Annotated in this window: 16 protein-coding genes and 1 pseudogene; 12 read left to right on the forward strand and 5 right to left on the reverse strand. The window is 64.5% G+C overall.

The features are described 5' to 3' along the window. Nucleotides 1-149: 149 nt before the first annotated feature. From ACUZ2Y_RS30310 to ACUZ2Y_RS30320, 3 genes are all read left to right on the forward strand, one after another. Nucleotides 150-8,312: a DNRLRE domain-containing protein gene (locus ACUZ2Y_RS30310; RefSeq protein WP_476325308.1), complete on the forward strand. Its 8,163-nt coding sequence runs from the start codon at nt 150-152 to the stop codon at nt 8,310-8,312. 32 nt (nt 8,313-8,344) lie between these two features. Then, entirely contained in the window at nt 8,345-8,851 is a 507-nt protein-coding gene (locus ACUZ2Y_RS30315; protein WP_476325310.1) for a hypothetical protein, read from the forward strand. 472 nt (nt 8,852-9,323) lie between these two features. Then, nucleotides 9,324-10,163: a MarR family transcriptional regulator gene (locus tag ACUZ2Y_RS30320; protein ID WP_476325311.1), complete on the forward strand. Its 840-nt coding sequence runs from the start codon at nt 9,324-9,326 to the stop codon at nt 10,161-10,163. Nucleotides 10,164-10,912: 749 nt separating this feature from the next. On the opposite strand, the gene ACUZ2Y_RS30325 is transcribed toward ACUZ2Y_RS30320, so the two are convergent. Next, the gene (locus tag ACUZ2Y_RS30325) at nt 10,913-13,849 is read right to left on the reverse strand and encodes an nSTAND1 domain-containing NTPase (protein ID WP_476325313.1); all 2,937 of its coding nucleotides are present in this window, start codon (nt 13,847-13,849) and stop codon (nt 10,913-10,915) included. A gap of 1,072 nt (nt 13,850-14,921) precedes the next feature. On the opposite strand from ACUZ2Y_RS30325, the gene ACUZ2Y_RS30330 reads away from it, so the two are divergent. From ACUZ2Y_RS30330 to ACUZ2Y_RS30345, 4 genes are all read left to right on the forward strand, one after another. Next, nucleotides 14,922-15,398: a hypothetical protein gene (locus ACUZ2Y_RS30330; RefSeq protein WP_476325315.1), complete on the forward strand. Its 477-nt coding sequence runs from the start codon at nt 14,922-14,924 to the stop codon at nt 15,396-15,398. Between the two features lie 141 nt (nt 15,399-15,539). Beyond that, nucleotides 15,540-15,926: an NlpC/P60 family protein gene (locus ACUZ2Y_RS30335; RefSeq protein WP_476325317.1), complete on the forward strand. Its 387-nt coding sequence runs from the start codon at nt 15,540-15,542 to the stop codon at nt 15,924-15,926. A gap of 31 nt (nt 15,927-15,957) precedes the next feature. Then, nucleotides 15,958-16,614: an HAD family hydrolase gene (locus ACUZ2Y_RS30340; RefSeq protein WP_476325319.1), complete on the forward strand. Its 657-nt coding sequence runs from the start codon at nt 15,958-15,960 to the stop codon at nt 16,612-16,614. Between the two features lie 25 nt (nt 16,615-16,639). Next, complete coding sequence (locus tag ACUZ2Y_RS30345; protein ID WP_476325321.1) at nt 16,640-16,996, forward strand: C40 family peptidase; 357 nt, start codon at nt 16,640-16,642, stop codon at nt 16,994-16,996. A 703-nt stretch (nt 16,997-17,699) separates the two neighbouring features. Here the strand turns inward: ACUZ2Y_RS30345 and ACUZ2Y_RS30350 are convergent. Further along, nucleotides 17,700-18,032, reverse strand: a pseudogene (locus ACUZ2Y_RS30350) (transposase family protein); the annotation flags it as partial. A 324-nt stretch (nt 18,033-18,356) separates the two neighbouring features. On the opposite strand from ACUZ2Y_RS30350, the gene ACUZ2Y_RS30355 reads away from it, so the two are divergent. Both ACUZ2Y_RS30355 and ACUZ2Y_RS30360 read left to right on the forward strand, forming a co-directional pair. Then, nucleotides 18,357-19,214, forward strand: a complete 858-nt coding sequence (locus ACUZ2Y_RS30355) for a DUF6585 family protein (RefSeq protein ID WP_476325323.1) — start codon at nt 18,357-18,359, stop codon at nt 19,212-19,214. 12 nt (nt 19,215-19,226) lie between these two features. Continuing rightward, the gene (locus tag ACUZ2Y_RS30360; protein WP_476325325.1) at nt 19,227-19,811 is read left to right on the forward strand and encodes a hypothetical protein; all 585 of its coding nucleotides are present in this window, start codon (nt 19,227-19,229) and stop codon (nt 19,809-19,811) included. Nucleotides 19,812-20,014: 203 nt separating this feature from the next. On the opposite strand, the gene ACUZ2Y_RS30365 is transcribed toward ACUZ2Y_RS30360, so the two are convergent. Continuing rightward, the gene (locus ACUZ2Y_RS30365; protein ID WP_476325327.1) at nt 20,015-20,251 is read right to left on the reverse strand and encodes a PA14 domain-containing protein; all 237 of its coding nucleotides are present in this window, start codon (nt 20,249-20,251) and stop codon (nt 20,015-20,017) included. A 212-nt stretch (nt 20,252-20,463) separates the two neighbouring features. On the opposite strand from ACUZ2Y_RS30365, the gene ACUZ2Y_RS30370 reads away from it, so the two are divergent. From ACUZ2Y_RS30370 to ACUZ2Y_RS30380, 3 genes are read left to right on the forward strand one after another with little or no spacing between them, the layout of a single operon-like run. Next, nucleotides 20,464-21,192: an NUDIX hydrolase gene (locus ACUZ2Y_RS30370; protein ID WP_476325329.1), complete on the forward strand. Its 729-nt coding sequence runs from the start codon at nt 20,464-20,466 to the stop codon at nt 21,190-21,192. Beyond that, nucleotides 21,192-22,328, forward strand: a complete 1,137-nt coding sequence (locus ACUZ2Y_RS30375; protein ID WP_476325331.1) for a 5'-methylthioadenosine/S-adenosylhomocysteine nucleosidase family protein — start codon at nt 21,192-21,194, stop codon at nt 22,326-22,328. The genes ACUZ2Y_RS30370 and ACUZ2Y_RS30375 overlap by 1 nt, the downstream gene beginning before the upstream one ends. Then, nucleotides 22,325-24,295, forward strand: a complete 1,971-nt coding sequence (locus ACUZ2Y_RS30380; protein ID WP_476325333.1) for a hypothetical protein — start codon at nt 22,325-22,327, stop codon at nt 24,293-24,295. The genes ACUZ2Y_RS30375 and ACUZ2Y_RS30380 overlap by 4 nt, the downstream gene beginning before the upstream one ends. A gap of 425 nt (nt 24,296-24,720) precedes the next feature. On the opposite strand, the gene ACUZ2Y_RS30385 is transcribed toward ACUZ2Y_RS30380, so the two are convergent. Both ACUZ2Y_RS30385 and ACUZ2Y_RS30390 read right to left on the reverse strand, forming a co-directional pair. After that, nucleotides 24,721-24,855 carry a hypothetical protein gene (locus tag ACUZ2Y_RS30385; RefSeq protein ID WP_476325335.1) on the reverse strand — a complete coding sequence of 45 codons (135 nt, stop codon included), beginning with the start codon at nt 24,853-24,855 and terminating at the stop codon, nt 24,721-24,723. 986 nt (nt 24,856-25,841) lie between these two features. Further along, the gene (locus ACUZ2Y_RS30390; RefSeq protein WP_476325337.1) at nt 25,842-25,994 is read right to left on the reverse strand and encodes a hypothetical protein; all 153 of its coding nucleotides are present in this window, start codon (nt 25,992-25,994) and stop codon (nt 25,842-25,844) included. Nucleotides 25,995-26,422: the final 428 nt, after the last annotated feature.

The raw sequence follows: 26,422 nt of genomic DNA on the forward strand, positions 1-26,422 counted from the left end.
GTCGGTGTGCGTGGTCACAACCCGGTCAGATGGATTGGGCTGTTTGGCGGAAGCGAGACCTGGGTGTGATCTGGTTTGGTCTGTTCTGACACGTTGAGCGGTCGGTTGATCACCACCTGGCGGCGGCGTGCGGAACTGGGGAGTTCGCAATGCGTTCGTCGCGCCCGCGCGGCTTGTTTTCGCGCGCTTTGATCGTGTTCTCGTTGTTGGCGATGGTGTTGGTGGGTGCGCCCGCGGGGCCGCCGATCAGCAACGGTCAGTGGCCAGGTCTGTCGGGTTTCCTTGGCTGGCTGGGTGATCTGCTGCCCGACCCGGCTCAGGCGGTGGCGGCTCCCGCTGTCCCGGTGGTTCAGGCGGCGCAGCCGCAGCCGCCGAAGGAGCCCGCGAAGCGGGTCAAGGAGTTGCCGGAGCGGCGCACGTCGCAGGCTCGGGTGTGGGCGATGTCGGATGGCACGTTCGAGGCGGAGGTTGCCCCGGAGCCGGAGGCGTACCGCGACGGCACGGGCGTGTGGCGCGACATCGACACGTCGGTGCGCGCGAACGGGCATGACGGGTACCGGTTTGCCAGTGACCGCAACGGTTTTGCCTCCCGGTTCGGTGACAAGTCGGACAGGTTGGTGCGGTTCGAGTTCGCGGGCAAGCATGTGGCGATGGGTGTGGCGTCAGAGGTGAAGACCTTGTCCCCGAAGGTCGACGGCTCCAAGGTCACCTACCCGGGTGTGTTCGACGGCGCCGATGTGGTCTACCAGGTGACGCCGGAGGCGTTGAAGGAATTGATCGTCTTGGCGCGGGCGCCGAAGGACGCGACCTACAGATTCACGCTGCAGATGGGTGGGGTGGTCGCTCGGGCGCAGTCCGATGGGTCGATCGGGTTCTTCGCCGATGAGAACGTTGATGGTCCGCCGTTGTTTGTGATGCCCCGCCCCTTCATGATCGACTCGCGGGATGATGTGAAGTCGCCGCACGGCAAGGTGTTTAGCGACAAGGTCACCCAGAGCGTGGAGCAGCAGGGCGCGAACATCACCATCACGGTCAAGGCCGACCAGGCGTGGTTGGGGGCGAAGGAGCGCCAGTATCCGGTGGTGATCGACCCGACGATCAAGGTGGAGCCGACCCCGACCACGGGTCAGGATGCGCAGATCTGGTCGGACACCCCGACCCGGGCGGATGGTTTGGATTACCGGTTGTCGGTGGGCACGGACCCGTGGGGCAAGGCCCGGTCGTTGCTGAAGTTCGACACCTCGGTGGTCCCGGCGGGCACCTCGTTGTCGTCGGCGAAGTTGAAGGTGTACTACGACAACGAGCTGCACACGTCGGCGAACAATGTGACGGTCGAGGCGCGGCGGGTGACGCAGTCGTGGGCTGAGGACACGGTCACTTGGAATTCGATCAACACCGCGTTCGCTGAGGCTGGTTTGTCCACGGTGGTCAAGGCGGCGAACACCGCGCATGTGTGGCACGAGTTGGATGTGCGCAATATCGCCCAGTCGTGGGTGTCGGGTTCGCATCCGAACCATGGGGTGGTGCTCAAGGCGACCGATGAGACGTTGGGTCGTGGTGGGGCGGTGTATCAGGGCGCGGAGTACGCCTACAACGGTGAGACCGCGAACCGCCCGAAGCTGCTGCTGTCCTACGGGCGCCCGAGCATTGATTTGCAGCCGCCGTCGACGTTCACCGCCACCGGCGCCGAACTCACCTGGCCCACCTATGTGGACCCCAATCCCAGTGACCCGAACGATGACATTGTCGAGTTGCAGGTGCACCGGACGGTGTATCAGACGTTCACCCCGTCGCGGTACACGTTGATCGCCCCGTTGGCGCCGTCGGTGACGTCGTATGCGGACACGACGGCGAAGCCGACCCCGTCGGATTCGCCGGATCCGTATGGCAACGCCTACTACTACATGGTCGCGGCGAAGACCCGCGATGGTGAGTTGATCCCGGGTCCGACGCAGTTGGCGAGGTTGCCGAAGGCGGGGTTGGTGACGAAGGTGTTCACCGGTGCCGCGGCGGACACGACGCTGTCGGCGGCGAAGCCGGATCAGAATCTGGACAGTTTCGGTGGGCAGCCGTGGTTGATGGTGGGCAACAACTCCACCACCTACGGCAACACCCGGGCGGTGGTGAAGTTCGACGGCCTGAACACCGCGCTGCCCGCGGGTGCGCGGATCTTGGATGCCGATTTCACCATGTGGGGGTTCTACTCCTCCGGTTCCGGTGCGACGTTTGACGCGCACGCCCTGACCAAGGGGTTCGTCGAAACCCAGGCCACCTGGAACCGTGCCTCTACCGCGACCGCGTGGACCGCCCCGGGTGGTGACATGGGGCCGGCGTTGGACAACGTGGTCGGTATCAGCAATGACCCGCGGATGCACATCTGGGAGAACTCACCGGTTGTGCAGGGTTGGATCGACAATCCCGCCTCGAACCACGGGTACCTGGTCAAGGTCCGTGAGGAGGCCGGGACGGCGAAGCAGCGGGTGTTGCTGCTCAACGGTGAGGCCCCCGAGCCCCTGTTGCGCCCGAGTTTGACCGTCACCTACACCGCCCCGACCGCGGAACTCACGTATTACGCGGCGGAGACCCCGCAGGTGCGGATGGTCTCCGGTGAGCAGCAAACGGTGCCGGTGTCGATCACCAACACCACCACCAGCACCTGGTCTGCGGCGGATGAAACGTTGTCCTACAAGTGGACTCTGCCTGACGGCACCGATGTGACCGGGGCGAACCGGTTGGACACAGCGTTGCCCTCGGACGTGGCGCCGGGGCAGACGGTCACGGTGCAGGCGAACGTGAAGACCACGCTGCAGAACACCGAAGGCAACAAACGCGAAGCCCAGGTCGTCAACTGGGACCTGCGGAACAAGAACACCGGAACCTGGAAGTCCGCCACCGGTGGGCCCCCGGCGTTGCCGCAGAACGTGTCGGTGGAGGACCCGACATCGGATCAGATCGGGTTGGAGAAGTTCTACGCCTACTCCGGCAAAGCCACCGGCGCGGGCAGCAACCTGTTGGTCAACCAGTACGCGGGCAACACGGTGTGGTCCTATGACGCGTTCTCCAACCCCGGCCGCGGCCTCACCACATTCCTGCGGCTGACCTACAACTCCCTCGACACCACCACGACCACCACCGGATACGGGTGGTCCGTCGCCGCCGCCGGGCTCGTCCGGTTGGGCACGTCGTTGGAGTTGCACCCGAAGGGGCAGGATTACCCGACCCGGGTCACCCTGCCCGATGGTGACGGCACCAGCCACGTGTTCATCCTCGACAAGCACGGCTCGACCGACCCCGCGGCATGGACCTACACCAGTCCCAAGGGTGTGCACCTGTACCTGCAGCGCGACAGCGGGTCGGATCTGTCGCGCAGGTGGAAGATGACCCGCCCGGACCGCACCGAGTTCTGGTTCGACGACGAGGGCTGGCTCACCGCCACGAGGGACCGCAACGGCAACGAGCAGACGTTCACCTACACGTTGCGCAAGTCCAACAACCAGCCGCGCAAGTTCCTCGCCTACGTCACCGACGCCGCTGGTCGCCAGTCGATGGCGCTGGAGTACTACACCAAGGCGGACACGCAGAACCCGAAGATCATCGACCAGGTGAAGTCGGTCAAGGACATCTCCGGTCGCACCCTGACCTTCGCCTACAGCGACAAGGGCCTGCTGATCGACTTGGTCGACGGCGCCGGGTCATCCCAGCCGAAGGCGTTCCACTTCGACTACGACGCCACCCAGGGCAACAAGAACGTCAAACTCGTCAAGGTCACCGACCCCCGGGGCAACCCGACCAGCCTGTCCTACTTCACCGCACCGGTGGACCCCAAGGACAAGTGGAAGCTGCAGACGATCACCGACCGCCTCGGGTACGCCACCACCTTCTCCTATGTGGACCCTGATGGCCCGCAGGGTGGTGATGTCGAGACCACGGTGACCGACGCGGAGAACCACGCCACGAAGTACCGGATGGACGGGTTCGGGCGCCCGTACACGTCGACCAACGCCAAGAACGAGACCACCACCCTGGCGTGGGACGGTGACCACAACGTCACCTCCCTCACCGAAGCCAACGGCGCCGTCTCCACCTGGTCCTACGACCAGAACACCGGCTACCCGCTGCAGATCCGTGACGCCGAAGCGGTCGCGAACAACACCCCGGCCACCGTGCTCGGCTACCAGACCTCGCTCAACGGGCACGTCGCGGAGCTGACGTCGAAGACCAGCCCCGAGGGCCGCAAGTGGGTGTTCGGCTATGACCCCAAGGGCAACCTGACCACGGTCACCGACCCCAAGGGTGTTGCCACCACGACAGTGCCGGACGACTACCAGACCACCTACGCCTACGACGCGCTCGGGCAGATGGCCACGGCCACCGACGCAAACGGCAACGTCACCACCTTCGGCGACTTCGACCCCACCGGGTCACCGAAACGCACCACCGACGCCTACACCAAGTCCTCCACCATGGTGCTCGACGTCCGAGGCAACCCGACCTCGATGACCGACGCTCGCGGAAAGACCAGTACCGCCACCTACGACGTGTTCGGTCGTCCGTTGGAGGCGCGCACGCCGAAGGACGAGGCGGCGGGGGAGTACATCTTCGTCCCGGCACCGGTCTATGACGCGAACGACAACGTCACCCAGGCCACGGCCGCCAACGGTGCGGTGTCCACTGCGGTGTACGACAAGGCTGACCAGGTCACCACCGCGACCGCGCCGAAGGACACGCCGACCGGGCTGGCCCGGACGACGGCGTTGACCTACGACAAGGTCGGCAACCTGCTCACCGACACCCAACCCCTGGGCACGCTGACCACCGGTGACCCGAACGACTACATCACCCGCAATACCTACGACCCGATCTACCAGCTGACCGAGACCGTCAACGCGGCCGGACACAAGATCACCTACAGCTATGACAACGTCGGCAATGTGACCACGGTGGTCGACCCGCGCAAGAACGCCACCACCGACACCACCGACTACACGACCAAGACCAGCTACGACCGCAACCACCGGGCCCGTACCACGACCGACCCGGCCGGGAATGTGTCCAAGGTGGACTTCGATCGCGACGGCAACACGGTGGCGACCACCGACGCCGAGAACAACGTCACCACCCTGGTCTACGACGAGCGGGCCAAACTGGTCGAAGCGCGGGTCCCGCATAAGAGCGGTGTCACCCGAATCACCCAGTTCCAGTACGACGAGGTCGGCAACAAAACCAAAACGGTCACCCCGCGCGGGGTCGAGACCACCGACGACCCCGACGACTTTGTCGCGGAGACCGTCTACGACAAGCTCAATCGGCCGATCGAGCAGCGCACGCCGTTCGACAAGGACGATCCGCTGATCAAGACCGCGGACACGACGACCGTTGCTTATGACGAGGTCGGGCGTATGACCGAGTCGTCGATGCCCGCGTCGGGCAACCAGACCTCGCGCAATGTCACGAAGTACTCTTACTTCGACAACGGCTGGGTGCGGACCTCGACGGATCCGTGGGACATCGTCACCGCCTATGACTATAACCCGCTGGGCCAGCAGACCCGTCGCACCCTGACCAGCTCGGGCGGGTCGTCGAACCGGGTGATGACCTGGGACTACTTCCCCGACGGCAAGCTCAAGTCCCGCGCCGATGATGGTGTTCCGGTCGGAAAGCACGTCGCGCTGTCCGACAACGCCGACAGCGCTACCACCAATATGGTCGGCACCTGGGACATCCGCACCATCGGTACCGGCTACTACGCGTTCAACCACCGTTCCACAGCCAAGGGCACCGGGTCCGCGGTGTTCACCTGGACCCCCGTGCTCCCGGTCGAGGGCACCTATGAGGTGTTCGTTCGCTACGCCGACGGCATCTCCGCCGACGCCGCCACCAACGCCCCCTACACGATCGACACCGGCACCGCCCAAACCACCGTTGCTGTCAACCAGAAGACCGGCGGTGGGACCTGGGTCAGCCTGGGCTCGCACCAACTCCCGGCGGGTAACACGGCGAAGGTCACGCTGAACAACAACGCCGACGGCACCGTCTACGCCGACGCCGTGAAACTCGTCCGCGACAACAGCAGTGACGCCGACGCCGAGGCGAAGGTCTTCACCCACGCCTACGACGCCAACGCCAACCTGCTCTCTCTGACCGACAGCAGCCCCAACGCCAGGGTCGACGGTTACGCGATGGCCTACAACGGGCTCAACCAGCTCACCAAGGTCGAGGAAAAGCTCGCGGCGGTCGTGAAGAACACGACCTTGTTCTCCTACAACGAGAACGGCGCACCGCTGACCCGGGACCACGACCGGCAGGACTCGCTGTTCGAGTACGACCCGCGGGACCTGCTGGCGAAGGTCACCAACACCGAGACCGGCGGCACCGGGAAGGTCACCACCTTCGGGTACACCCCGCGCGGGCAGGTGCTCAAGGAAACCAAATCCAACGGCAACACCGTCGACTACGGCTACAACCACGACGGCTCCCTCGCCTCGCAGATCGAGAAGAAGACCGGCGGCACCCTCGTCGCGCAGCACCTCATCGACTACACCGCCAACGGCAACCGGGCCCGCGACGCAGCCAAAATCCAAAACGCCGACAACGCCGCTACGTACCTCGACCACATCTACGAATACGGGTACGACCCGCGCGAACGACTGGCGGGGGTGACGAAGAAGGCCGCGTCCAACGGTGCGGTGCTGGAGACCGAGTCCTATCGGTACGACGGCAACAACAACGTCGTCGACCAAACCGTCGACAACAAGCAAACAACCTTCACTTACAACCGCAACCGACTCACCAGCGCCACCACCGCCGGCAGCGTCGCGGCCCGCTACAACTACGACCCCTTCGGCCGACTCGACACCGTCACCAGCGGCGGGCAGATCATCGAACAGAACCTCTACGACGGGTTCGACCGCACCACCACCCACAAGAAACACGACGGCACCGCATTGGTGTCCACCAACTACATCTACGACCCCCTCGACCGCACCTCATCCAAGACGGACAAAGCCGGGACCGCATCGGCGAAGACCACCGACTTCGCCTACCTCGGCCTCACCGACAAGGTCGTATCCGAGGAGATCGCCGGGCAACTCCAGCGCACCTACCAGTACGACGCATTCGGCCGTCGCCTGACCCAAATCAAGAAAGACACCGACGGCGCAGGCCCCGAGGTAGCCGAGAACTCGTACTACGGGTACAACCCCCACACCGACGTCGAAACCCTCACCAAAGACAACGGCGACACCAGAGCCACCTACGGGTACACCGCGTACGGCTCCAACGACGAACAAGCCTTCACCGGCATCGACAAACCTGACACCCAGCAGCCGGGCAAAACGCCATTCAACTTCTACCGCTACAACGGCAAACGCTACGACCCTTCGTCCGGCGGCTACGACATGGGCTTCCGCGACTACAACCCCAGCATCAACCGATTCAACGTCCGCGACACCTACAACGGTGCCCTCAACGACCTGAACCTCGGCACCGATCCGTGGAGCGGCAACCGCTACGCCTTCACCGGCGGAAACCCCATCAGCCGAATCGAACGCGACGGCCATGATTGGGTTGATGACTTTCTTCAGGCTACGTCTTCGTCGTCCACTCCGTCTTCCTCGGCGTCTGGACTGCCGTCGGTTTCGCCGTCCCAAAACACGCCTGCCCGTGCTCCCGACGTAAAAAATGACGGTCTTCGGAAGATCGTTAACGACAACTACGCGAGACCGCAGGTTGTCAAAGCGCAGGACCGAGGCACAACGGCGGATGCTGTGCGGCATGAGTTCAAAACCGGAAACCAGGTCGAAGGCAAATGGCATTACCAAAAAGCTGCTCAGCAGTTCAACCGGCTTGCGGACTGGCTAGAACAGGTACGTAAGGGAAAAATTACTGCAAGTGCCGACGATATTCGTGTGGCTAACGCCGAGGCTGGCGACTTGTGGGATGCGCTCAATACTGCCGATCGCACAGGCAAGGTGGCGGCGGATATACGGGCGAAGGAGGCGGTAGGTAACATCGAGTTTCGCAAAGCAATGAATGGTGCGGTAAGCAAGGCTGCGACCAGTCAAATAACAGGCGCAACCTTCGAATATGGCCCGGGAGATAAGACGAAGATGACGGCAGCCCCCCAATATGCAGCACGTGGATTCCTGGTATTGGATCTCGCGAGTTACGGTGTTGACATTCGCGATAACGGATTCGCTGATGCGACGTTCAATCTCATGGATCTATCGGGCTACGGTCGGCAAAGAGTGAACGAGCTGGAGGCGGAAGCTGCTGGTACATGCTGGCCGCCGAGTGCGCTCTGTTGGGGGTAGCGCGCGGGCATCGTGGGAGTAGGATTGGGTTCATGTGTGACGAAACGCGACGCGTTCGCCTTCCGAATGGCGTTTCATTCGAGGTGCGACAGGGAGGGGCGCTGGATGCCGTATATGCACTCCCCGAACCTGCGGAATTGCCGATGCCTTTAAGTCTGGGCATCCTTGGAGACCTTATGTGGCTGCGACTGCCTGAGGCTCGGAAGCACCTGGCTGACCTAATAATACGGGAGGTCGAAGCGGCCGCTGAGAGCGGTCTTCCGCTCTGCATATTGGTCGGATCTATCGCGCCCGACGCATTGTGGCATCCTGTAATTCGGCCAGCGATGGACAATTATCCTGAAACGAAAAATCGAGTCGAATCGCAGTTACGAGTGGTCCGCGAGGCATACCTTCTAGACGATTCACCGGCGACTGGAACTCGGTGGGCCCTCGAAGAGTACGTCTTTGATAATCTCAAATATTCACCGTACCGCGAGATCGTTGAAGAAGTAGATATCGAGCTCGCCGCCATTATCGATTCGCTCGCACAATCCTGAATTCGTCATATCCACGACATCTCAACCGCTCGCGATCCTGGTTAATAACACCCCGTTCCCATTCTTTCGTAAGTGAATGATATTTACGGCGGCTCGTCCGAAATCGGCTGATCTTTCGCCAGCCGACCACGTCAAACGACAACCAACTGCGGTCTTATTCGCCGTCGCGAAACCATCAACTGGCGCCGCCGTGCCAACTACTGATCCACTACCAACACGTTCTCCGGCAACGAATCGGGCCACCATAAGTGAGCTCGCGGTGGCGTGTTCGCCAACCGGCCCGCCTGGTTTCGCCAACTATCCTGCTTCGTCACAGGCACCGTCCACACAAGACATCCGTCTTGTTCCCGACCCTGCTTGACTTCCTCGGCCGAAGGAAGCGTCCATAGTCGTGTGGCCCGACAACACCGGCAGCGCACCGGGGCCACCACCGCCCGGCCGGGGCATGACCACCCGATCACGAACCTGAATCGTGGCACGTCATGTCCACCACCCGCACCCGCAACACCAGCAAAACCCGCGCCACCAGCGCGACGACCGGCTCCGACAGGACCCCGCGTCCGGTTCCGACCCTGACGCCGTCGCGGCACGACGTACGGACACCGAGGACAAGCTGTGGGCGTCGTTGCACGCCCACCCGCACAGCACTGCCGCCGACTTGTCCACGGCGGCCGGGAGCGGGAAATCCACCGCGCAGAAGATCCACGCCCGGTGGGTGAGCCAGGGCAGCGTCATCCGCACCGCCGGGATCGCCGAGGGCCGTCGCCGCGCCGCCGACCTGTGGGCGATCACCCCGATCGACACCACAGCCCCCGCTTCCCCGGCGGGCGTCGAGCAGGACAACGACGACGGCGGCGAGCGGGTGGACGACCCCGCCTTGGCGGCGGACGCCGAGCAGCCCACGCCGGACTTCCCGAAGGTAACCGATGACGCCGATTCCGACCCCGACGCCGAGCCGGTCGCCCCGGCGTCGGCCGACGACGAACCGGACGCCGAGCAGACCGATGGCGGTGCGCCCTCCGGCGAGATGGCGAACAGCGCAGGCGGGGGTGTGAAGGCGGCGCGGTTGGCTCCCGGCGCGTTGCGGGGGATGGTCGAGGACTACCTGCGCGACCGCACCGGCACGGAGTTCAGCCCGGTCGAGATCGCCAGGGTCCTGGGCGGGAAGTCGACCGGCGCGGTCAGCAACGCGCTGGACAAGCTGGTCGCCGACGGCGTCGCGACGCGGACCAAGGACCGGCCGCGCCGCTACGCGCTCGCCGCGCGGAAGCGACCGCCGACGTCTCCGCCTAGTCCGATCCCGCAGCCCTGAGCTGTGCCCCAACGGTGCCCCTTCGCCGTTGGGGCACAACCACATCCACTGCCGGTCACACCTGTGTCCGGGTCCACACGCCCGTCTTCGCTACGGGATCACGGGATGCCCGCCGGGACAAACAGTGCTCACCGGTCGGCGGCTCGGCAACCAGCCGCGCCCCACCCATCCCACACCAGTGGAAGCCACGCCGGTCGACTCCCATTAGGGGGCCTCAGCGCCGAGTCGTCCGTCGATTGTCCGAATGTTGTTGTCCGGCGGGCGGATTCCGACACCGAACAATCCGCACCGAGTACACATGGCGCTGTCGGCCCGGCTAGTTCTCGGGGGTGCCGGGCCGACTCCAATCGGCTCCGCTCGCGGCACGGGTACGTGCGCCGAGAAGGAAGGCACGGGCGAGATGGGCGAATTGACGGTCAAGACGTGGGAGCAGTACGAACTGCGAGCAGAGCCACGGTCGGAGATCTTGATCCCGAGTCCCTCGCAGCCGGACGACACGGACGAGGAAGCCCGCCGCTGAGTCTCAGGGGCCGTGGAGGGAGGGACGGCCACCGGCGCACGATCCCCGGCCGTACGCGATCAGCTTGGGCGGATCGATCCCGGCAAGGTCGCCGCAGGGTTCGATGGGGTGTCGCCGACCATGGTCAGCGACGCGTCTCGCCGCCATGGTCGTCGGTGCTGTGATCGAGACACCTGCCTCGGATGCCCAGGTGCTTCCCGTTGCGACGTTCGAGTACATTCGCGTGGTGTCAGCAGGATGGACGGTATGGCACTTCGAAGAAGAACATCTCCCATTCGGTACCCGTCATTTCGTGGCCAATCTGTTCGCATAGGGCTGCAGCGGCGAGGTCGGGGTCGAGATGCCATCGTTTGAGGTGGGTGGTTCCGTCGAAAGCGAGGCCGATTCCCAGCAAGATCTTGCCATCTGGGGTGAAGGACAGACTGTAGTCCTGCCCCGCGGTTGAGAACTCGATGACCGCGTCGGGCCGAAACGGATCCGCGGTGTTCCAGAGTCTGATTCCGTCCCGGTCATTTGCCGCCGCAGTGCTCTGGTCACGGCTCATCGCCACCGACACCGTTCCTCGCAGGATCGCCCGGGAGATCTCGCGGGGCCTATCGAGCTTGTTGATGTCCCACGAGATCACTGAGCCCGTCTTGTTTCCCGTGATGAGTACTTCGTCGCGGACGACTGCCAGGTCGGTGATGGGGTCGATTTCGCCGCCGGCATGGGAAACGACATGGGGATGAGTCGGATCGGAGATATCCCAGAGGGTGGCTTGGCCGAAGTATGGGCCAGGTTCGGCGTGGATGGTCGCAAGAACCTGCCCTCCCTGTCCGAAGGCGTGTCGGGACGTGTCAGCACGCAGCTGGGCGACTTCGCGAGGCTTCCGTTTGTCGGTGATGTCCCAGAGATGGCTGGTCCCGACCGTTTTCCATTGGGCGGTGAAAGGTTGGACGGCCGCAGCTCTGTCGTCGAGGATAGTGTCTTCGGTCACGAGCAGGCGGCCGTCCGGGCTGAATCCGCCGCCAGTGGACACTTTCGGCAGCGTGGACAGATACTCTGGCCGGGCTGGATCGGCAATGTCCCACAGTCGAATGGTGGCGTTCACGTCCACGGTGGCGACGGTTCGGCCGTCCTCGCTGAAGCTCGGTTCATGAAGGCCACCCCGCAACGCGCTCAGCTCGGAGTAATCCCGGTTGCCTGCGATCCGGAGATGTGTGGTGTCGGACACGGGATCGGCGGCGCCATAGAGTTCGCCGTTGGGAGCTAACGTGACCTTCGTGCCGGGTGCGCTCAGCTGCACGCTCGGCATGGCTGTCCTGACCGCATCCCGTGCGATGGGGGACGGGTCGAGGTAATAGGAGGCCAGGCTGACGAGGGCGGCCAGCTCGGGGTTGGAGTCCATGAGTCCGGTGGAGGCTTGGGCCGCGTGCAGCGCCCGGGCGACGTCCCGCTCGCGCGTGGTTCGCTCTTGGCTTTGCCGGGCGTCGATGACTGCCATCGTGGCGATCACGAGTAGTGCCACGAGAAGCATTACGAGCGTCTCGAGAACAATTCGGCGCCGCCGGATCGCGTTGCGTTCGCGTCGTCCGAGGGCGAAGCTCGCCTCGAGGAACTCGCGTTCGGTCCGGTTTGTCGCCGCTTCTGGCGTCGCTGCCCAGTCTTTCGCGGCGGTGAGCCGCGCGCCGCGTAGCAGCGCGCCGGGGTCGCGGTTGTGCTCTACCCAGATGGCGGTGGCCTCAGTGAGGTGGCGACGCACTCGTTGCCCGTCGCGGTCGTCGATCAGCCAGGCACGCAGCCGCGGCCAGGCACTGATCAGCGCTTCATGCGTGAGGTCGATGCTATCTTCCTCGACGAGAATCAAGCGGGCGTTTGTCATCCTGACGAGCACATCGGTGGTGTCGGGGTCGTCATCGAGTTCAGCGGCGCTGATCCGCCGTTTGGTGTCGTCAGTGCCCTCACCGAGCACGGTCAGCCGGCGGAACAAGTTCTTCACAATGTCCCGTTGCGACGCGTCGAACGAGGTGAAGACCGACTCTGCGGTCCGGGCCAGCGCACCGTCGATTCCGCCGGCGAGTTGGAACCCGGCGAGAGTCAGGGTGTTTCCTTTGCGGCGGCGCCAAGTCTCGAGAAGTGCGTGTGACAGCAGAGGCAGCACTCCGACTCGCCCATGGGCTTGGGCAATCAAGGCGGCGAGCAACGAGCTTTCGATGGTGCAGCTTGCGTGGCGGGCGGGCTGCGTGATCGCACGCCGCAGTTCCTCAGCGGACATCGGACCGATAGTGACCTGCGCATCGTGCAACGCGCTGGCAAGGTCGCTCTGTAGGCTGCAGTGTGGGAAGAAGTCCGCGCGGACACCAAGTACGACTCGGCACCGACTGGAGGCACTCGTTGCGGCCGTGATCAGAGCCGTGATGAATCTCGTTCGCTCATCTGGGTCGGTGCACAGCGTGAAGACCTCCTCGAACTGATCGACGACGAAGACGATCTCGGCGTCGGCGGGTTCGTCGATCAGGATTTGTCTGACCAGGCGGCTCAGGTTCTGCGGATCGGCGTCGAATTCGTGATGAAGCGTTCCCGCGGTCGTTTTCGCCAGCCCTGCGAGTCGAACCGCGCACTCCTCGATTGGGTGTGGACCTGGCGTGAAGATGATGAGGCGATCCCGACCCCGATCGGCGATTCGCGGTGCCAGGCCAGCCCGGAGCACCGATGACTTCCCCACACCGGACGCACCGAATACGGCGAGGAATCGCTGCCTTTCGACCCGCGCCACGAGATCGTCGACAAAGGCTTCACGTCCGAAGAATCGGTCGGCCTCGTCCGCGGCGTAAGCCGCTAGGCCGACATAGGGCACCTGCGGCGAGTCCGCGCCGCTGCCAGGAGCAACGGGCACCTCGCCACTGAGGTCGGCGGCGACTGAGTACCACCGCTGTTCCCACTGGGCGATATCGCCATCGCAGGCGCGCACATACGCCAGGGTGACCGCCAGACTCGGCAATCGTTGGCCGCCACCGGCGTCAGACAACGTGGTCGACGAGTAGTGCGCGCGGCGAGCGAGTTCGCGGTATGGCGGATTGCCCGCATTCCTTCGTAATTGCCGCAGGTCGGCGGCGAACTCCGTCAGAGTCGTCCCGTCCGGCTTCAACGGGTTTTCAGGTCTCGGCATCCACGCCCCCTCGTCCATGCGCGTAGCGCACATTGTCCGGAGCCTGTGTTCGGCATCCAGCCTCGGCGCCGGACAACCGTTCATCGCTACACAGGGACTCGATCCGGTGGGCACAGTTCAAGCCCTGCCCCTGCCAACCACCAGCAAACGGTGATGATACTGAACTCGCTGATCGTGTATGGGTGAAAGTCAACCGAGCGACCGACCTCGCCCGCCGCGTCTGAGATCAGAGTCTTCCCGCGTGTCCCACAGCGGATATTCGTCGCCTCGTGAGTGGCCTCGAAACGATTCTTCTCATGACCGAGGTTCTCGGTCGTCTCCTCGTTCAACACCTCTACCAACACATTCTTGGTGCACAACTTCCACAACCCGTCAGGGCCAGTCAGGCCAGGCCCTACTCCTGGGGCCGGCGCCACCATCGCCGCCGCAGCGACCTACTCCGGCGACAACCGCCGCGACGGATCAGCGTCGTATCTCTGTGGACTCACAGCATCCAATGTCATCACTCATGATGCCCATCCCGCCGGACCTGAGCCCGGTGTGTCGGGTCGGAAAACACGGTAGCGAGACAGTCCCGCCCGTAAGCCAAACGTCACCGCAAGACTGGGTACCCGCTTCCCACCGGCCGCATCCAACAACGTGCTCGACGAGAAATGCGCTAGACGGGCCAACTCCCGGTAGGACGGATCACCTACCTTCTGGCGTAGTTTGCGCAGGTCAGCGGCGAACTCGGGCAACGCAGTTCCGTCGGACGCTCGGCACCTGGCATCGAACTCCCCCCACTTCGTCGATCAGCGTCATAGTGCTGGCTCCGATGTTCGGCATCCGGCGATACGCCAGGCAACCCCGATCGGCGGATCGGGCCGCCATTGGCCGAACGTTGTTGTCCGGCGATCACGCCCCGGCGCCGGACAACGTATCCCCACTACACCTGGGCTCGACATCCGACACCAACCGAACGGATGTCGCCATTCGCCCCAGGTGCCCCTACGACTCCGGTTTGGCGGGAGCTGCCGCGACAGCGTGGACAGGTGCATCGGAAGCGAACGAAGACGAATACGGCAACCGCCGTATCGAGAATGGAGGTCTCATGATCAAGAAGATCATCGCGGCGCTGGGGGTGTCGAGCGCGGCCGTTCTGTGCATGACTTTGCCCGCGTCGGCGCATACACAGGCCGCTCCGGACTGCCAGTGGGGCAGCAGTTACGGCACGATCGTGACCACGGCACCGGTCAAATCGGTGACCGACGGGAGCCGAGTCGGCACTGTCGAGATCTGTCGCGACAGCAACTACAACTACTGGGGCTTCGTGATCTACACCAGCCCGATGACGGCCAGTCAGTACGCGGAGGTGTACCTCGACCGCTACCGGGACGGGGTTTGGGAAAGTGTCATCACCTGCGACAGCCCGGGCGGCAACGGGTCAGTGATGCCGGGTGAGACCCGGTGCTGGACGCCGAAATTCACCGGTCTCAGCTCGAGGTACACCTTCAAGGCGGGTTCCTACAAGTACAGCAGCCACACCGGCAACCTGCTGGCCTGGGGCCAAACCATCGAAAAGCGCTGATCTGATCGGCCGCTGATCTCGGCGCAGGTCAGCGGTCTCCGTCCTCGTTGACCTGCCACAACCTCGCCCGCTGCCGGGGAGACCGGGGCCCCCGGCAGCGCGGCCCACCGCGCACGAATCCTGCTGCCCGACCCACTCCGGGTGCGTCCAGCAGCGGACAAAGGTCACCGTCGTCGTCGTACGGCCGCCAGCCCTCCGTGGATCCGTATTTCGGCGCGAAGTTCACCCAGGGCACGTAAGTCCGAAGTTCAACACAACGCCGGACCACTACTCCGATCCGGCACTCCGCTACTACCGGGCGACCTGGTGTTCTTCGGCAGCAGCTCGCGCACGATCACCCACGTCGGCATCGCGATCTCCAGCACCCACATGATCAACGCCCCTACACCGGCGCCGTCATCCGGATTGATCCGATCGGACGCTACATCGGCGCCACCCGACCGGGCACTCCAGCAACGCTTGACGCAGGTTGAACTACCCCGTTGTCCTGACACTCTCCGAGTGCGTGCACCGCGGGTGGCATGCTGAGACGGTGTCGTCCCGCGATCATGCTGGCCTAGTGTTCTTCGACATCGACGGAACCCTCATACCCGAGACCAGCTCGTCAGTATTCCTGGCCGAGTTTCTCGGTCACCACGACGAGCTGGCAGCAGCCGAGGATGCGTATGCCGCCGGCACGATGGACAATTCGCAGGTCAGCGAGTTCGACGCCGCAGGCTGGGCCGGGGCCACTCCACAGCAAGTCCACGCTTGGCTGCTTGACCTGCCCCTGATCACCGGAATCGCCGAGACCGTCGCGTGGTGCCGCCGCCACCGCCTCGTCCCCGTGTTGGCGACACTGGCCTGGTCGCCGGTCGGCCAATACCTGACAGAACGTTTCGACTTCCACGCGTTCTGCGGGCCGCAACCGGAAATCGTCGAAGGCCGGTTCACCGGGCTCGTCGCCCACCACTTCGACGAGCACGACAAACGGGACTTCGCCCTTGCTCAGGCACGAGAGCTCGGTGTTGCCCCACACTCCTGCGCTGCCATCGGCGACAGTCGATCGATCTACCCCTGTTCGCGGCCGTCGGGCTCAGCATCGCGATCAACGCCTCACCTGACGCCAAAGCCGCCGCAACCACCACGCTCGAAACCCGAGACCTCCGCGACACACTGCCGATCCTGGGGCGACTCGTCGCCGTCTGAACCTTATTCCGATCGAGCCCACACATGAGACGACGCACTGGGGGCAAGGAATAGTGCACCGTCAGAATAAGTCCCCTCCGCCAGTCAACGGCGAAGAGGACGGCGGATTCGACTGCAGCGGCTTGACCAAGGCCGCCTACGCCGCCGCCGGAATGACCTTGCCCCGCACCGCGCACACCCAGTTCCACGCCGGGCCGCGCGTCCCCGCAGGGCAGCCGCTGCTGCCCGGCGACCTCGTGTTCTACGGCGACCCGAACACCAAGATCCGCCACGTCGGCCTCTACCTTGATGGAGGTTTGATGGTCGATGCCCCAAACCGGGGACAGGTGGTGAAAGGTCGAGCCCTACCGGTACCGGGGAGACCAGTATGCGGGCGGCTACTCGCCCGAGCGGTTCCGTTGCCGCTGTAGTTTCCGTACAAGAATGACAGTTTCCGCGTGTAGATGCTAGCTATCTGATATTTCGATCAGATAGCACGGAAGCAATTTGCATGCCGACTCGCTACGGTGACAGCCCCGCTCGCGCGTAGTCGAAGGAGCGTGCCAGTTGCCCGTGTTGTAGCTGAGGTCTCCGGACGTCGGATATTTCGGCACCCTTTTCGGCTTGATGAATACCAAGTTGCGCCATCGTGCTCGATCAAGTTCATGGGGAACGTACAGAATTTGGTTATACGGTCCGCGTACAGATGAGCCATCTGCGCGTACTTGAGCATCGTCTGCACTTTGATCAGATTGCGTGCACACCTATTGGTAGCTGCTTATCCAGGGGCTCGTTAAAACGTCATCATAGTACCCCGCCACATCTCAGCCGCCGCCGCTCCAAGGACTGCTTCATGCACACTGCAAGAATGGAGGTTAGGGCAACGATCGAAGCTATCAGGGCGGCTCGATCATCCAGCCGAGGCGTTCGCAATCGGTTCACCCACCCATCGCGCACAACACTGCTCCGCGCGCTCGATCACCCCGACGCCCAACAACACCTCACCATCGCCACCAAGCGAGGCACCAAGGCGAACGATCAACTACCCCGGAAGGAAGGCACCACCAGCAGTGGTCGACTACCACGGAAGCCGCAGGAGGAAGCCGCCAGAGTGAACCCTTTCCATCGTGGTTGGCGGCAGGTTTCGACGTGGTGCAGGACGAGGACGGCCACGACGATCGCGGTGGCTCGGCGTGGGCGGCAGCGCAGCTTGATCAGGATTTTCCAGCCCTTGAGCAGTGACACGGCGCGTTCGCCGAGGGCGCGGATGCGGGCGTGGGCCTGGTAGACCGCCTTCTGTCCGCGTGACAGCCGCGCCTGGGTGGCCTGGCGCTTGAACGGGGTTCGCACCGTCCCGCCCGCGCCGCGCCTTGGCACGTCTAATGGGTGTCGAACGGGCACGGTGTCGGCGGTGACTCCTTTGGTATGCCGGGTCCGCGAGGCCTCATGACAAGACGGGGGCGCTGCGGAGCCGTGCTCGTTCCTCCGAGTTGGTCCGGTTGGATTCGTGCGTGGTTCGAGCCGCCGGCACGGGACATCCTCGTTGTTTCGGGCGTGGGAGCCCTCGACGAAGAAGGCGGGGGCGTCCAGCGGGTGCTCGACGCGCTGCGCTACCGTGTCCGGCTGGTCGCGGGCCGGGCCGCCGCGCCGTCGGACGGGCGGGACCGCCAACGCATCAATGCCGTGAATCCTCCTGTCGGACTCCCGACTGTTCGATCACCCGGAAGCGCCACCCGGCCCCCCGTCTCGTGGTTTGATCGAGATTTCACCGACCGCGGTAGGGGAGCACGGATGTCGATGCAGTTCTTGGGGGACCACGCGATCCCGCCCGAGGTGACGAGAGCGGCCGCCAACAGAGGGCTGGGCCAGGCCATAGCGGTGCACCGAGTCCCGCACCGGGTGGGCACCGCCGAGGAAGCCGCGAGGGAGAAGGGTGCCGAACTTCGCAAGGGCCTGCTCGTCCTCGCCGCGATCGCCGCTCCTCTGGTCATCGGCTTGCTCCTCTGGTGGGTGACCGGAAGCGTCGGCCTGGGCTTCGGCGCGGGCGTGGTGCTGACGCTCGTGGGCTGGGGCGCGAGCTTCTACTTAACGGACCGGGGCGGCAACGAGGGCGAGGAAGAACGCGAACGCGTCTACGTGTTCGGTGAGGGTTTCGCACTGCCGTCGCAGGAAGGGGTTCCCGCCCGCGCGTTCACCTGGGCCGAGGTCGACGCCATCCACCGCGTCGTGACCGACAACTACGTCAACGGCCAGCACGTCTTCACCGCCCACGTCTACAAGCTCGTGCTGGCGGACGGCGAACTGGTCGTCTTCCGGGGCATCGAACAGCCGGGCAAGACGTCGCCCACCGATGTCCTCGAACTGGGCCCGCTGCTGCAGAAGGAAGTCTTCGACCGGCGACTGCCACCAGCGGTGGAATCTATCGCCGCGGGCCGGACCGTCACCTTCGGCGCACTGGCCCTCTCCGCATCCGGTATCACCACCCCCGACGGTCTCGTGCCGTGGAACACGGTTCGAGACCTGTCGACCAACACGGGTCAGGTGGTACTCGCTGCGGCGGGTCGCAGGCCGAGGAGATACGCGATCGGCGACATCCCCAACTTCGGGGTCTTCTGGACGCTGGCGCAGAACCTGCGCGCACAACACTGAACCTTTTTCATCGTGGTCGGCCCCGAACAGGAGACCGTCACTGACTTCATAGGCCTGAACTGGGGCGACAAGTTCAAACGTCTCTTCGACCTGAACACCCACCTGGTCGCACAGAAGAAGTACGAGGTGCTGCGCGACCTCGCCGAGACCTACCGCAACACCTACGGCCACGGCGGGTTCGACAAGCGCGGCGCGGCCGTGAACTTTCACATCCCTGGATTGGGCGCTGTCCCCGGGACGCTCAGCAAGATCAGCAAGTCGCCGCACTTCGGGATCGTGCCCGCCGCCAGTGACGACTACACGCGGATCTGCTCGGTTCTCGACGAGTTCGACGCGTGGGTCGCATCGGGCACGTACCGCAACGCCATCGCGTGGATGGAGGCAGGATTTGGTCCGCCGCGCTCAGCCAGGCGGAGGGCAGCGCTGGCTCTGCGGGACCAGCGAGGATCGCAAGGAGAAAATACCGAGGGCACAAAGCGCTACAGCGGTTGGCAAGCGCAGGTCCTTCGGGAGGTGGCGGCGATCCTCTGGCTTTGTCGTAGCGACGGTCGTACGCTGGTGCGGTTAAGTGTCCACGTTGGTCTCGTAGCGATGTAACCCTCGTGTTGCAGGCACTTGCGCGCGCGTTCGACGAGTCTCACACTGAACGTGGTGGAGAAAAACTGGAGCAGGGCAAGGAGTTGAACGTCGTGGAATGGCGCATAACGGCGCCGAACGGCAAGCAACGGCACTGGATATCCTGGGGCCCTTGGGTTTCCGCAGCTGACAGTCCTTTGTGGATCACACTGGCAGTGTGGGGGTCAGGGGTTCGAGTCCTCTAGCTCCAAATGTTGGTCGAGCCCGTCTGAAATGCCGCGATCTGGCGGCCCCGCGCCCAATGCCCAGTCGCCGGCGACGATCTTCTCGTCGATCCACAGTCGGGCGCCGTCGTCGCCGTGGACTTCGAGGGTGTAGTTGCCCGCAGTGGGCAGGGTGATCCCGCCGGTGAGGCGGAACAAGTACGGCCCAGCGGGGATGTCCGCGCTGAGGGGACTCACCAGACAGGCCCCCGACTGAAACGCGGGCGGTGGTCCCCGCGCGAGGGGTGTCCGTCACCGACTGGTGGCACTGCTGCGCAGAGCGCGCTATGGAGCCGCCGGAACTGCGGGGGTCTATTACTGCACTCCATTCGAGTGAAATGTGCTTCGGGACGCGCCACTCCAGAGCCCAAGCACTTTCTGTCAGATCGACAATAAGCTAGTTTTGTGTCATGACTGATGGTGCGTGGGTGCCACCGCCCGTCCTGGTGGCGGTGGACTTGGTCATCTTGACGTTGCGGGACGAGCGGCTGCAGGTTCTGCTGGTCCAGCGCGGCATCGAGCCGTTCGAGGGTTGCTGGGCGCTGCCCGGCGGTTTCTTGAACGACGCGTCGGAGGGGGTCTTCTCCGCGGCGTGCCGCGAGCTGCGCGAGGAGGCGAACCTCGACGCGTCGGGTCTGCACCTGGAGCAACTCGGTGCATACGGGGAGCCCGACCGCGACCCGCGTGGCCGGGTCATCTCCGTCGCCTACCTGGCTATCTCTCCGCGTCTTCCGGAGCCGGTGGCGGGTACGGACGCGGCCGCCGCGTCGTGGATGCCCGTCGATGACGTCACGTCCCGACGGTTGCCACTGGCGTTCGACCACCTTCAGATCGTCACCGACGGACTAGAGCAGGCGCGGGCGAAACTCGAGTACACCGCGCTGGCGACGGCGTTCTGCGACACGACGTTCACGATCTCGGATCTTCAGCGCGTATATGAGGCGATGTGGGGGGTACGGCTGGATCCGAGGAACTTCTACCGCAAAGTGCAGGCCGTCTCCGGGTTCATCGTGCCGACGGGCTCGGATCGCGTTGTCACCACGGGTAGGCCCGCCCGGCTGTTCACAGTGGGTCCGCGGACAACGCTGCACCCGCCACTGACCCGACCGGCTCCGGAAGTCACGACAGAGGGGGATTGATGTCCAAGCGCCTGGTGGTGATGCTCAGCGCGTTCAACCTCGAGTACCAAGCCATCCGCGATAAGCTGAGCAGCCCGCGAGTGCACCGCCATGCCCGCGGCACCAGGTTCGAGGTCGGCGTTGTGCGGGGCACGAACTGCCACGTCGCCTTGGGCCTGACTGGCAAGGGAAACCACCCGGCGGCTGTGTTGGCCGAGCGCGCGATCCACGAGTTCTCTCCCGTCGCCGTGCTGTTCGTCGGCGTAGCGGGCGGCCTTTGGTCGTCCACCCGATTGGGCGACATCGTCGTGGCGACACACGTCTACGCCTACCACGGTGGTACCAGCGAGGACGAAGGCCTGAAAGCTCGCCCCCGTGTGTGGGAGATCGACCACGGTGTCAGCCAGCTCGCGGCGCACCTCGGCCGGTCAGCAGAATGGGCCGACGGCCTCGGCCGCGCACCTAAGGTCCACTTCGGAGCGATCGCCGCCGGGGAGGTCGTGCAGAACTCCCGCCTGTCCTACGAGGCGAACTGGGTCCGCGATCACTACAACGACGCGCTGGCCATCGAGATGGAAGCGGCGGGTGTGGCGCAGGCGGGGCATCTCAACGGATCCCCAGTGGCGATCATCCGCGGCATCAGCGACATGGCGGACGGCAACAAGGACTCAACGGGCGACGGGCTGTGGCAACCGCGGGCTGCCGCGAACGCCGCGGCATTCGCTCTCCGACTGGCACAGGATCTCATCGACGACCAGGAGCAGCGAGTAATGGACAGCAGTTCTGGGAAGACCGGCACGACGGTTAACAACACCGCGTTCGGCCCGGTCGGCATTCAGGCGGCGCACGTTGCGGGCAGCACCGTTGTGATGGGGTCGCTATCTCAGGTCATCGCAGCCGGTGGTCTCGCAGCCGAACTCGTGGCGCTGCGGGAACAGTTGGCGCGCGAACACGTGTCCGGTCGCATTGACGACCTCACCTATGAGGCAGCCGAGGCGGAAGTCGACACTGCACGGCACGCCCTGGAAGCCGAGCCGTCCTCAGACAAGGGCGCGTTCGTACTCGCGCTCAAGCGCTTGCGAGGCTTGGTCGGCGACCTCGCCAGCCTCGCCTCCAGCGTGTCGGCGCTGATCACAGCGGCCCAGGGGTTGGCGTGAGCGACGGCGGCGACACCGCGGTCAACAACACCGCCCAGTATGTTGGAATCCAAGGCCAGCACGTTCATAACTCGAATGTGTACAACGTGCTCCCTGACGCGCCCCCGAGCCGTAAATACGAAGTGGGCGTGCAGTTTCTCGACGACGGCGTGCCCATGCGCGCTCGCGACCTGATCGGCGAAGCGCTCGCTCACGGCCACGACAACCCCGAAGTGCGGTTCCACTGGGTGCTGGCCTTACTCAGCAAGCGCGCCTATCGAGATCTCACACCAGATGACCACGAGCAGTTGAAGCAAACATCCAAACCCGTCGGCGACTATCCAGACAACCAGTGGAAACAAGCACTGGTAGCGATCTACGCACTGCTGGAGTGTCAGCAGGATGCCAAGTCAAACCCCAGGTTCGCGCTCTACGAACTGCTCGACGTGCCGACAGGACAACGCACCAAGATCCTCCGCCACCTCGACCTAGTCCTCACAGGAAGCGTGAAGACAGCCTTCTGGGTCGAGACACGGGTCTCCGCCAATGCTGCCCACCTCGCGGGAGAGCGAGTCCAGCGCGCCTGGAGCTACTTCCAGCCCGCGCCTGCTGAGCCCAGGGTTCGCACGCCCGCGCCCAGCACCGCCCGGCGGACAGACCACATCTTGCACGCTATCTGGACAGGCGTGTTCGCCATCGTCGCAGGATGGTTGGCGTGGATCCCGGCTGCGCTGCAACCTCTGACGATCGCTGCAACCTTGATGGCCGTAGCGGCGGGGTGCGTCAGCGTGCGTGCAGGTCTGCAGTGGAGCTACCAAGTCCAGAAGGCGAAGAGCAAGCGCAGGGCCTACTTCAACCGACGGATTGCCGACGAGAGCTCCGGCCTCGCCCGTCGAGTCGATGAGTCCCTGTCCCACTACTTCGCGCTCTACCTGCCAGAAAAGACGCGCCGCAGCGTGTGGCTCGACGCCACCGAGGGGCTGCGCAACACCTTCCGCGACGAGATCGTGGACCTCTACGACGACGGAGAGGACGACGACCGTACTCGACATGACGCCGTCAAGTGGCTCATCCGCCACCTCGCGTCGTCTACCAAGACCGAGTGGCGAGACCGCACGTTCACCGAGCGCCTCAAGGACCACCGCACACGCCTCTCCACCGTCGCGGTGGCGTCGCTGTCCTCGCTGGTGTTCCTCGCGAGTTCGGCCCACACGGCCACAGTGGCCCTGCGTCATGCGCCCATGCTCGCCGCCGCGCTCACGCTCGCCGCCGCGGTCAGCGGCAACGGCGCCGCCACCCGCTGGTTCCGCATCAGGGGCGAACGACGGCGCATCGCCGACGAGCAAGCCGAGTCCGATCGCCTCCTGGCGGAACGTCACCAGGCGTACCTGAGGTGGAAGACCAAGCTCGACACACTGCGACCCGCCGAGCACGAGATGGAGGCCTGGCTGAACTGCGACAAGACGATCCTGCTCGATGAGGTCTTATGCCGTTATCGCCTCGCCTGGCGCGACATCATCGCCCACGCTTTCCTGCAGACACCTGCCGACAACTACCGCCGAGCACGGGTTCCCGGCGGGCCTTGGAGGTACTCCCGCTACACCCTCCGCCTGTTTCTGATCACCCAGGACGGCGTCCGCGAAGTCAGCACCGCACTCGACTTCACCAAGGGAGCGCGCGACGGCCTGGTACGCAACAACTACCGGTTCGACGCCGTTTCGTCGATCCAGGTGAATGAAACCAGCCAACTCGCCTACACCCTCGACATCACCCTTATGAACGGCCCGACGAACAGCATCCGCATCGTCGACCGGAACGACTTCAAATACAAGACCGGTGAGAATTCTGCCGAACTATCCAAAATCGACCTCGACTTCTCCGGCTTCGGGCAAACCCTCCACATCCTCGAAGGCATCGCCGCAGAGGGCAAGAACTGGGTAAGCCGACAACCACAAGCAAGCGGTGACGTCGAAGCCCTCTCATCCTGACCGATCGAAGGCAGGTCCCGCCGCGCTGAGATGTGCTGTCAGTATCGGACTGACAGTCCCGGGTATTGATGGCCGCGTGGCCGACACGGAGCCACAAGGCGTCATAGCGGTGCCGGTTCCCGAACCGGCACGGGTCGCTAAGGTGGTTGTACCGAGCTGGGGAGCAGCGTGGGGAGCAATCGGGGAGCAGAGCGCTGCGCTGAACTGGGTTGAACGGCATTCAACATTCGTCAACAAGACCGCCCGACCTGCGGGAGTCACGTTTCCGCAGGTCGGGGCAGATTTCCGGCATAGTTCACACATATGAGCTCTTCCAACTGCGCTCAACCGACCTCAACGAACCGGCCTGCTGCTCGTCCTGCTGGCCAACCTGATCATCTGACCGCAGCTGGATTGACTGACCAGCGTCGTTCGCCGAACTCGGGTCAGCCGAGTTCGGCGCGGCGTCGCCGCAGTTCGTCGATGGTCCCGTCGACAGTGCCACGGTGCTGCTGGAGCCGATCGAGGACCTTGTCGATCTCGGCGCGAACCTCCTCGGCGATGCCGCGCTCGATCTCCATATGATCGGTGGATCCGGTTGCGCTCGCCAAGCACCAGTGGCCGGTCCGCGCGGGGCACCTGCGAGATCCGGTTGTTGATGAAGTCGCTCTGGACGATGGCGGCGAGTTGGGTGCGGTTGCCGATGTCGAGCTTGGCGTACACGTGGGAGAGATGGGTTTTCACGGTTGCCCGGCTCATGAACAGGCGCGCGCCGATCTCGGGGTTGGTGAGCCCCGCCGCCGCGTGTTCGACGACCTCGCGGTTCGGTGGGTGTCAGGCTGGCCCAGCCGCTGGACGGCCGTGACCGGGCGCCCTGGGACCGGCGCGCGTAGGCGACCGCCTCGTCCAGGCTCATCGCGCGACCCTCGGGGGTCGCCCGGGGGGAGTGGGCGGCGGCGTCAGTGGTTGCGCGGCGGCCAGATCTCCCATTTGTTTCTGGCCCCTCGTCGTACTTCGGCGTTGGGATGCTCGGCTTGGATTGCCGCGAGGCGCTTCATGATCTCACCGATCGGAAGGCCCGACGGGATGACAGCGAGAGGTTTTGGAGGCGCTGGCAGGGGTGGGCGCTTCTCGGCGGCGAGTGTCTTCAGTATTTCGCGCGCTTTTCGCACTTGCTCGGCCCAAGCGGGCCAGGCGGGGCACGGACCGACTTGCTTCGGCTGGCTGGTGGCCTCCGGGGTCGCCTAGCGCTCTGTCCATGAAGGTTGGCCGGTTTGGTGACACGCCGATCAGCGTTCGTGGTCAGTGATCGAGATGCGGTCAGGCTGGGTGGATGGCAGATCCAGTCCGGGTGCGCAGGCTGACCGATCATGAGGGTCAGCGGCTGCAGCAGATTGTGCGAAGAGGGACCGGGTCGGCGGTGCGGCTGCGCCGGGCGATGGTGGTGCTGGCTTCGGGCCGGCGGGAACACGGTGGGGGCCATCGCCCGGCTGGTCCAGGGCGACGAGGATGCGATCCGGGGTGTGATCCACCGGTTCAACGAGACGGGTATGGCCGGCCTGGACCCTCAGTGGTTGCGCCAGCGCAGGTGGTCGTGCAATGCGCGGGTGGCGACGGTGTGGTTCGGGTGATTCGACCCGGCGATGACGAACGTCCGCAGCGGCCCGAAGTGCGCCTCGATCGGGTTGGCCCACGATGAATACGTTGGGGTGAAGCACAACTCGACCTTGTTGGCGGCAGAGGGAGTCCTCGCCGACGCAGTAGCAGCCGTGGAACTGCCGGACACCGTGCAGCTTGTGACAGTTCGCTGGCAGCCGTCCGGATGCCCTTTCCGGGCCCAGCCTGCACCGAGGTGCGGGCGGATGGTCAGCGGACCGAACTCGTCGAAGGCGAAGACCCGGTCCGGGAAGCGGCTGGTGACGTGCTCGATGCGGGCGAGTTGGCGTCGCGGTCGGGGTCGTTGGATTCCTCCCAGGTCTTGGTCCGCTGGAAGGTGATGTCGTGTTTGCGCAGGAACTGGCGTAGTTGTTCCCGCCCTACCCGCACCACCCGCCGCGTGTTCCTGGCCAGGTAGGCGGCGAGTTTGCGCAGCAGTCCCGGCGCCTGACCGGGGTTGGTCTTCGTTGCCGTTGACGGCGGGTTTGAGTA

This window comes from Actinokineospora sp. UV203 (assembly GCF_056323665.1).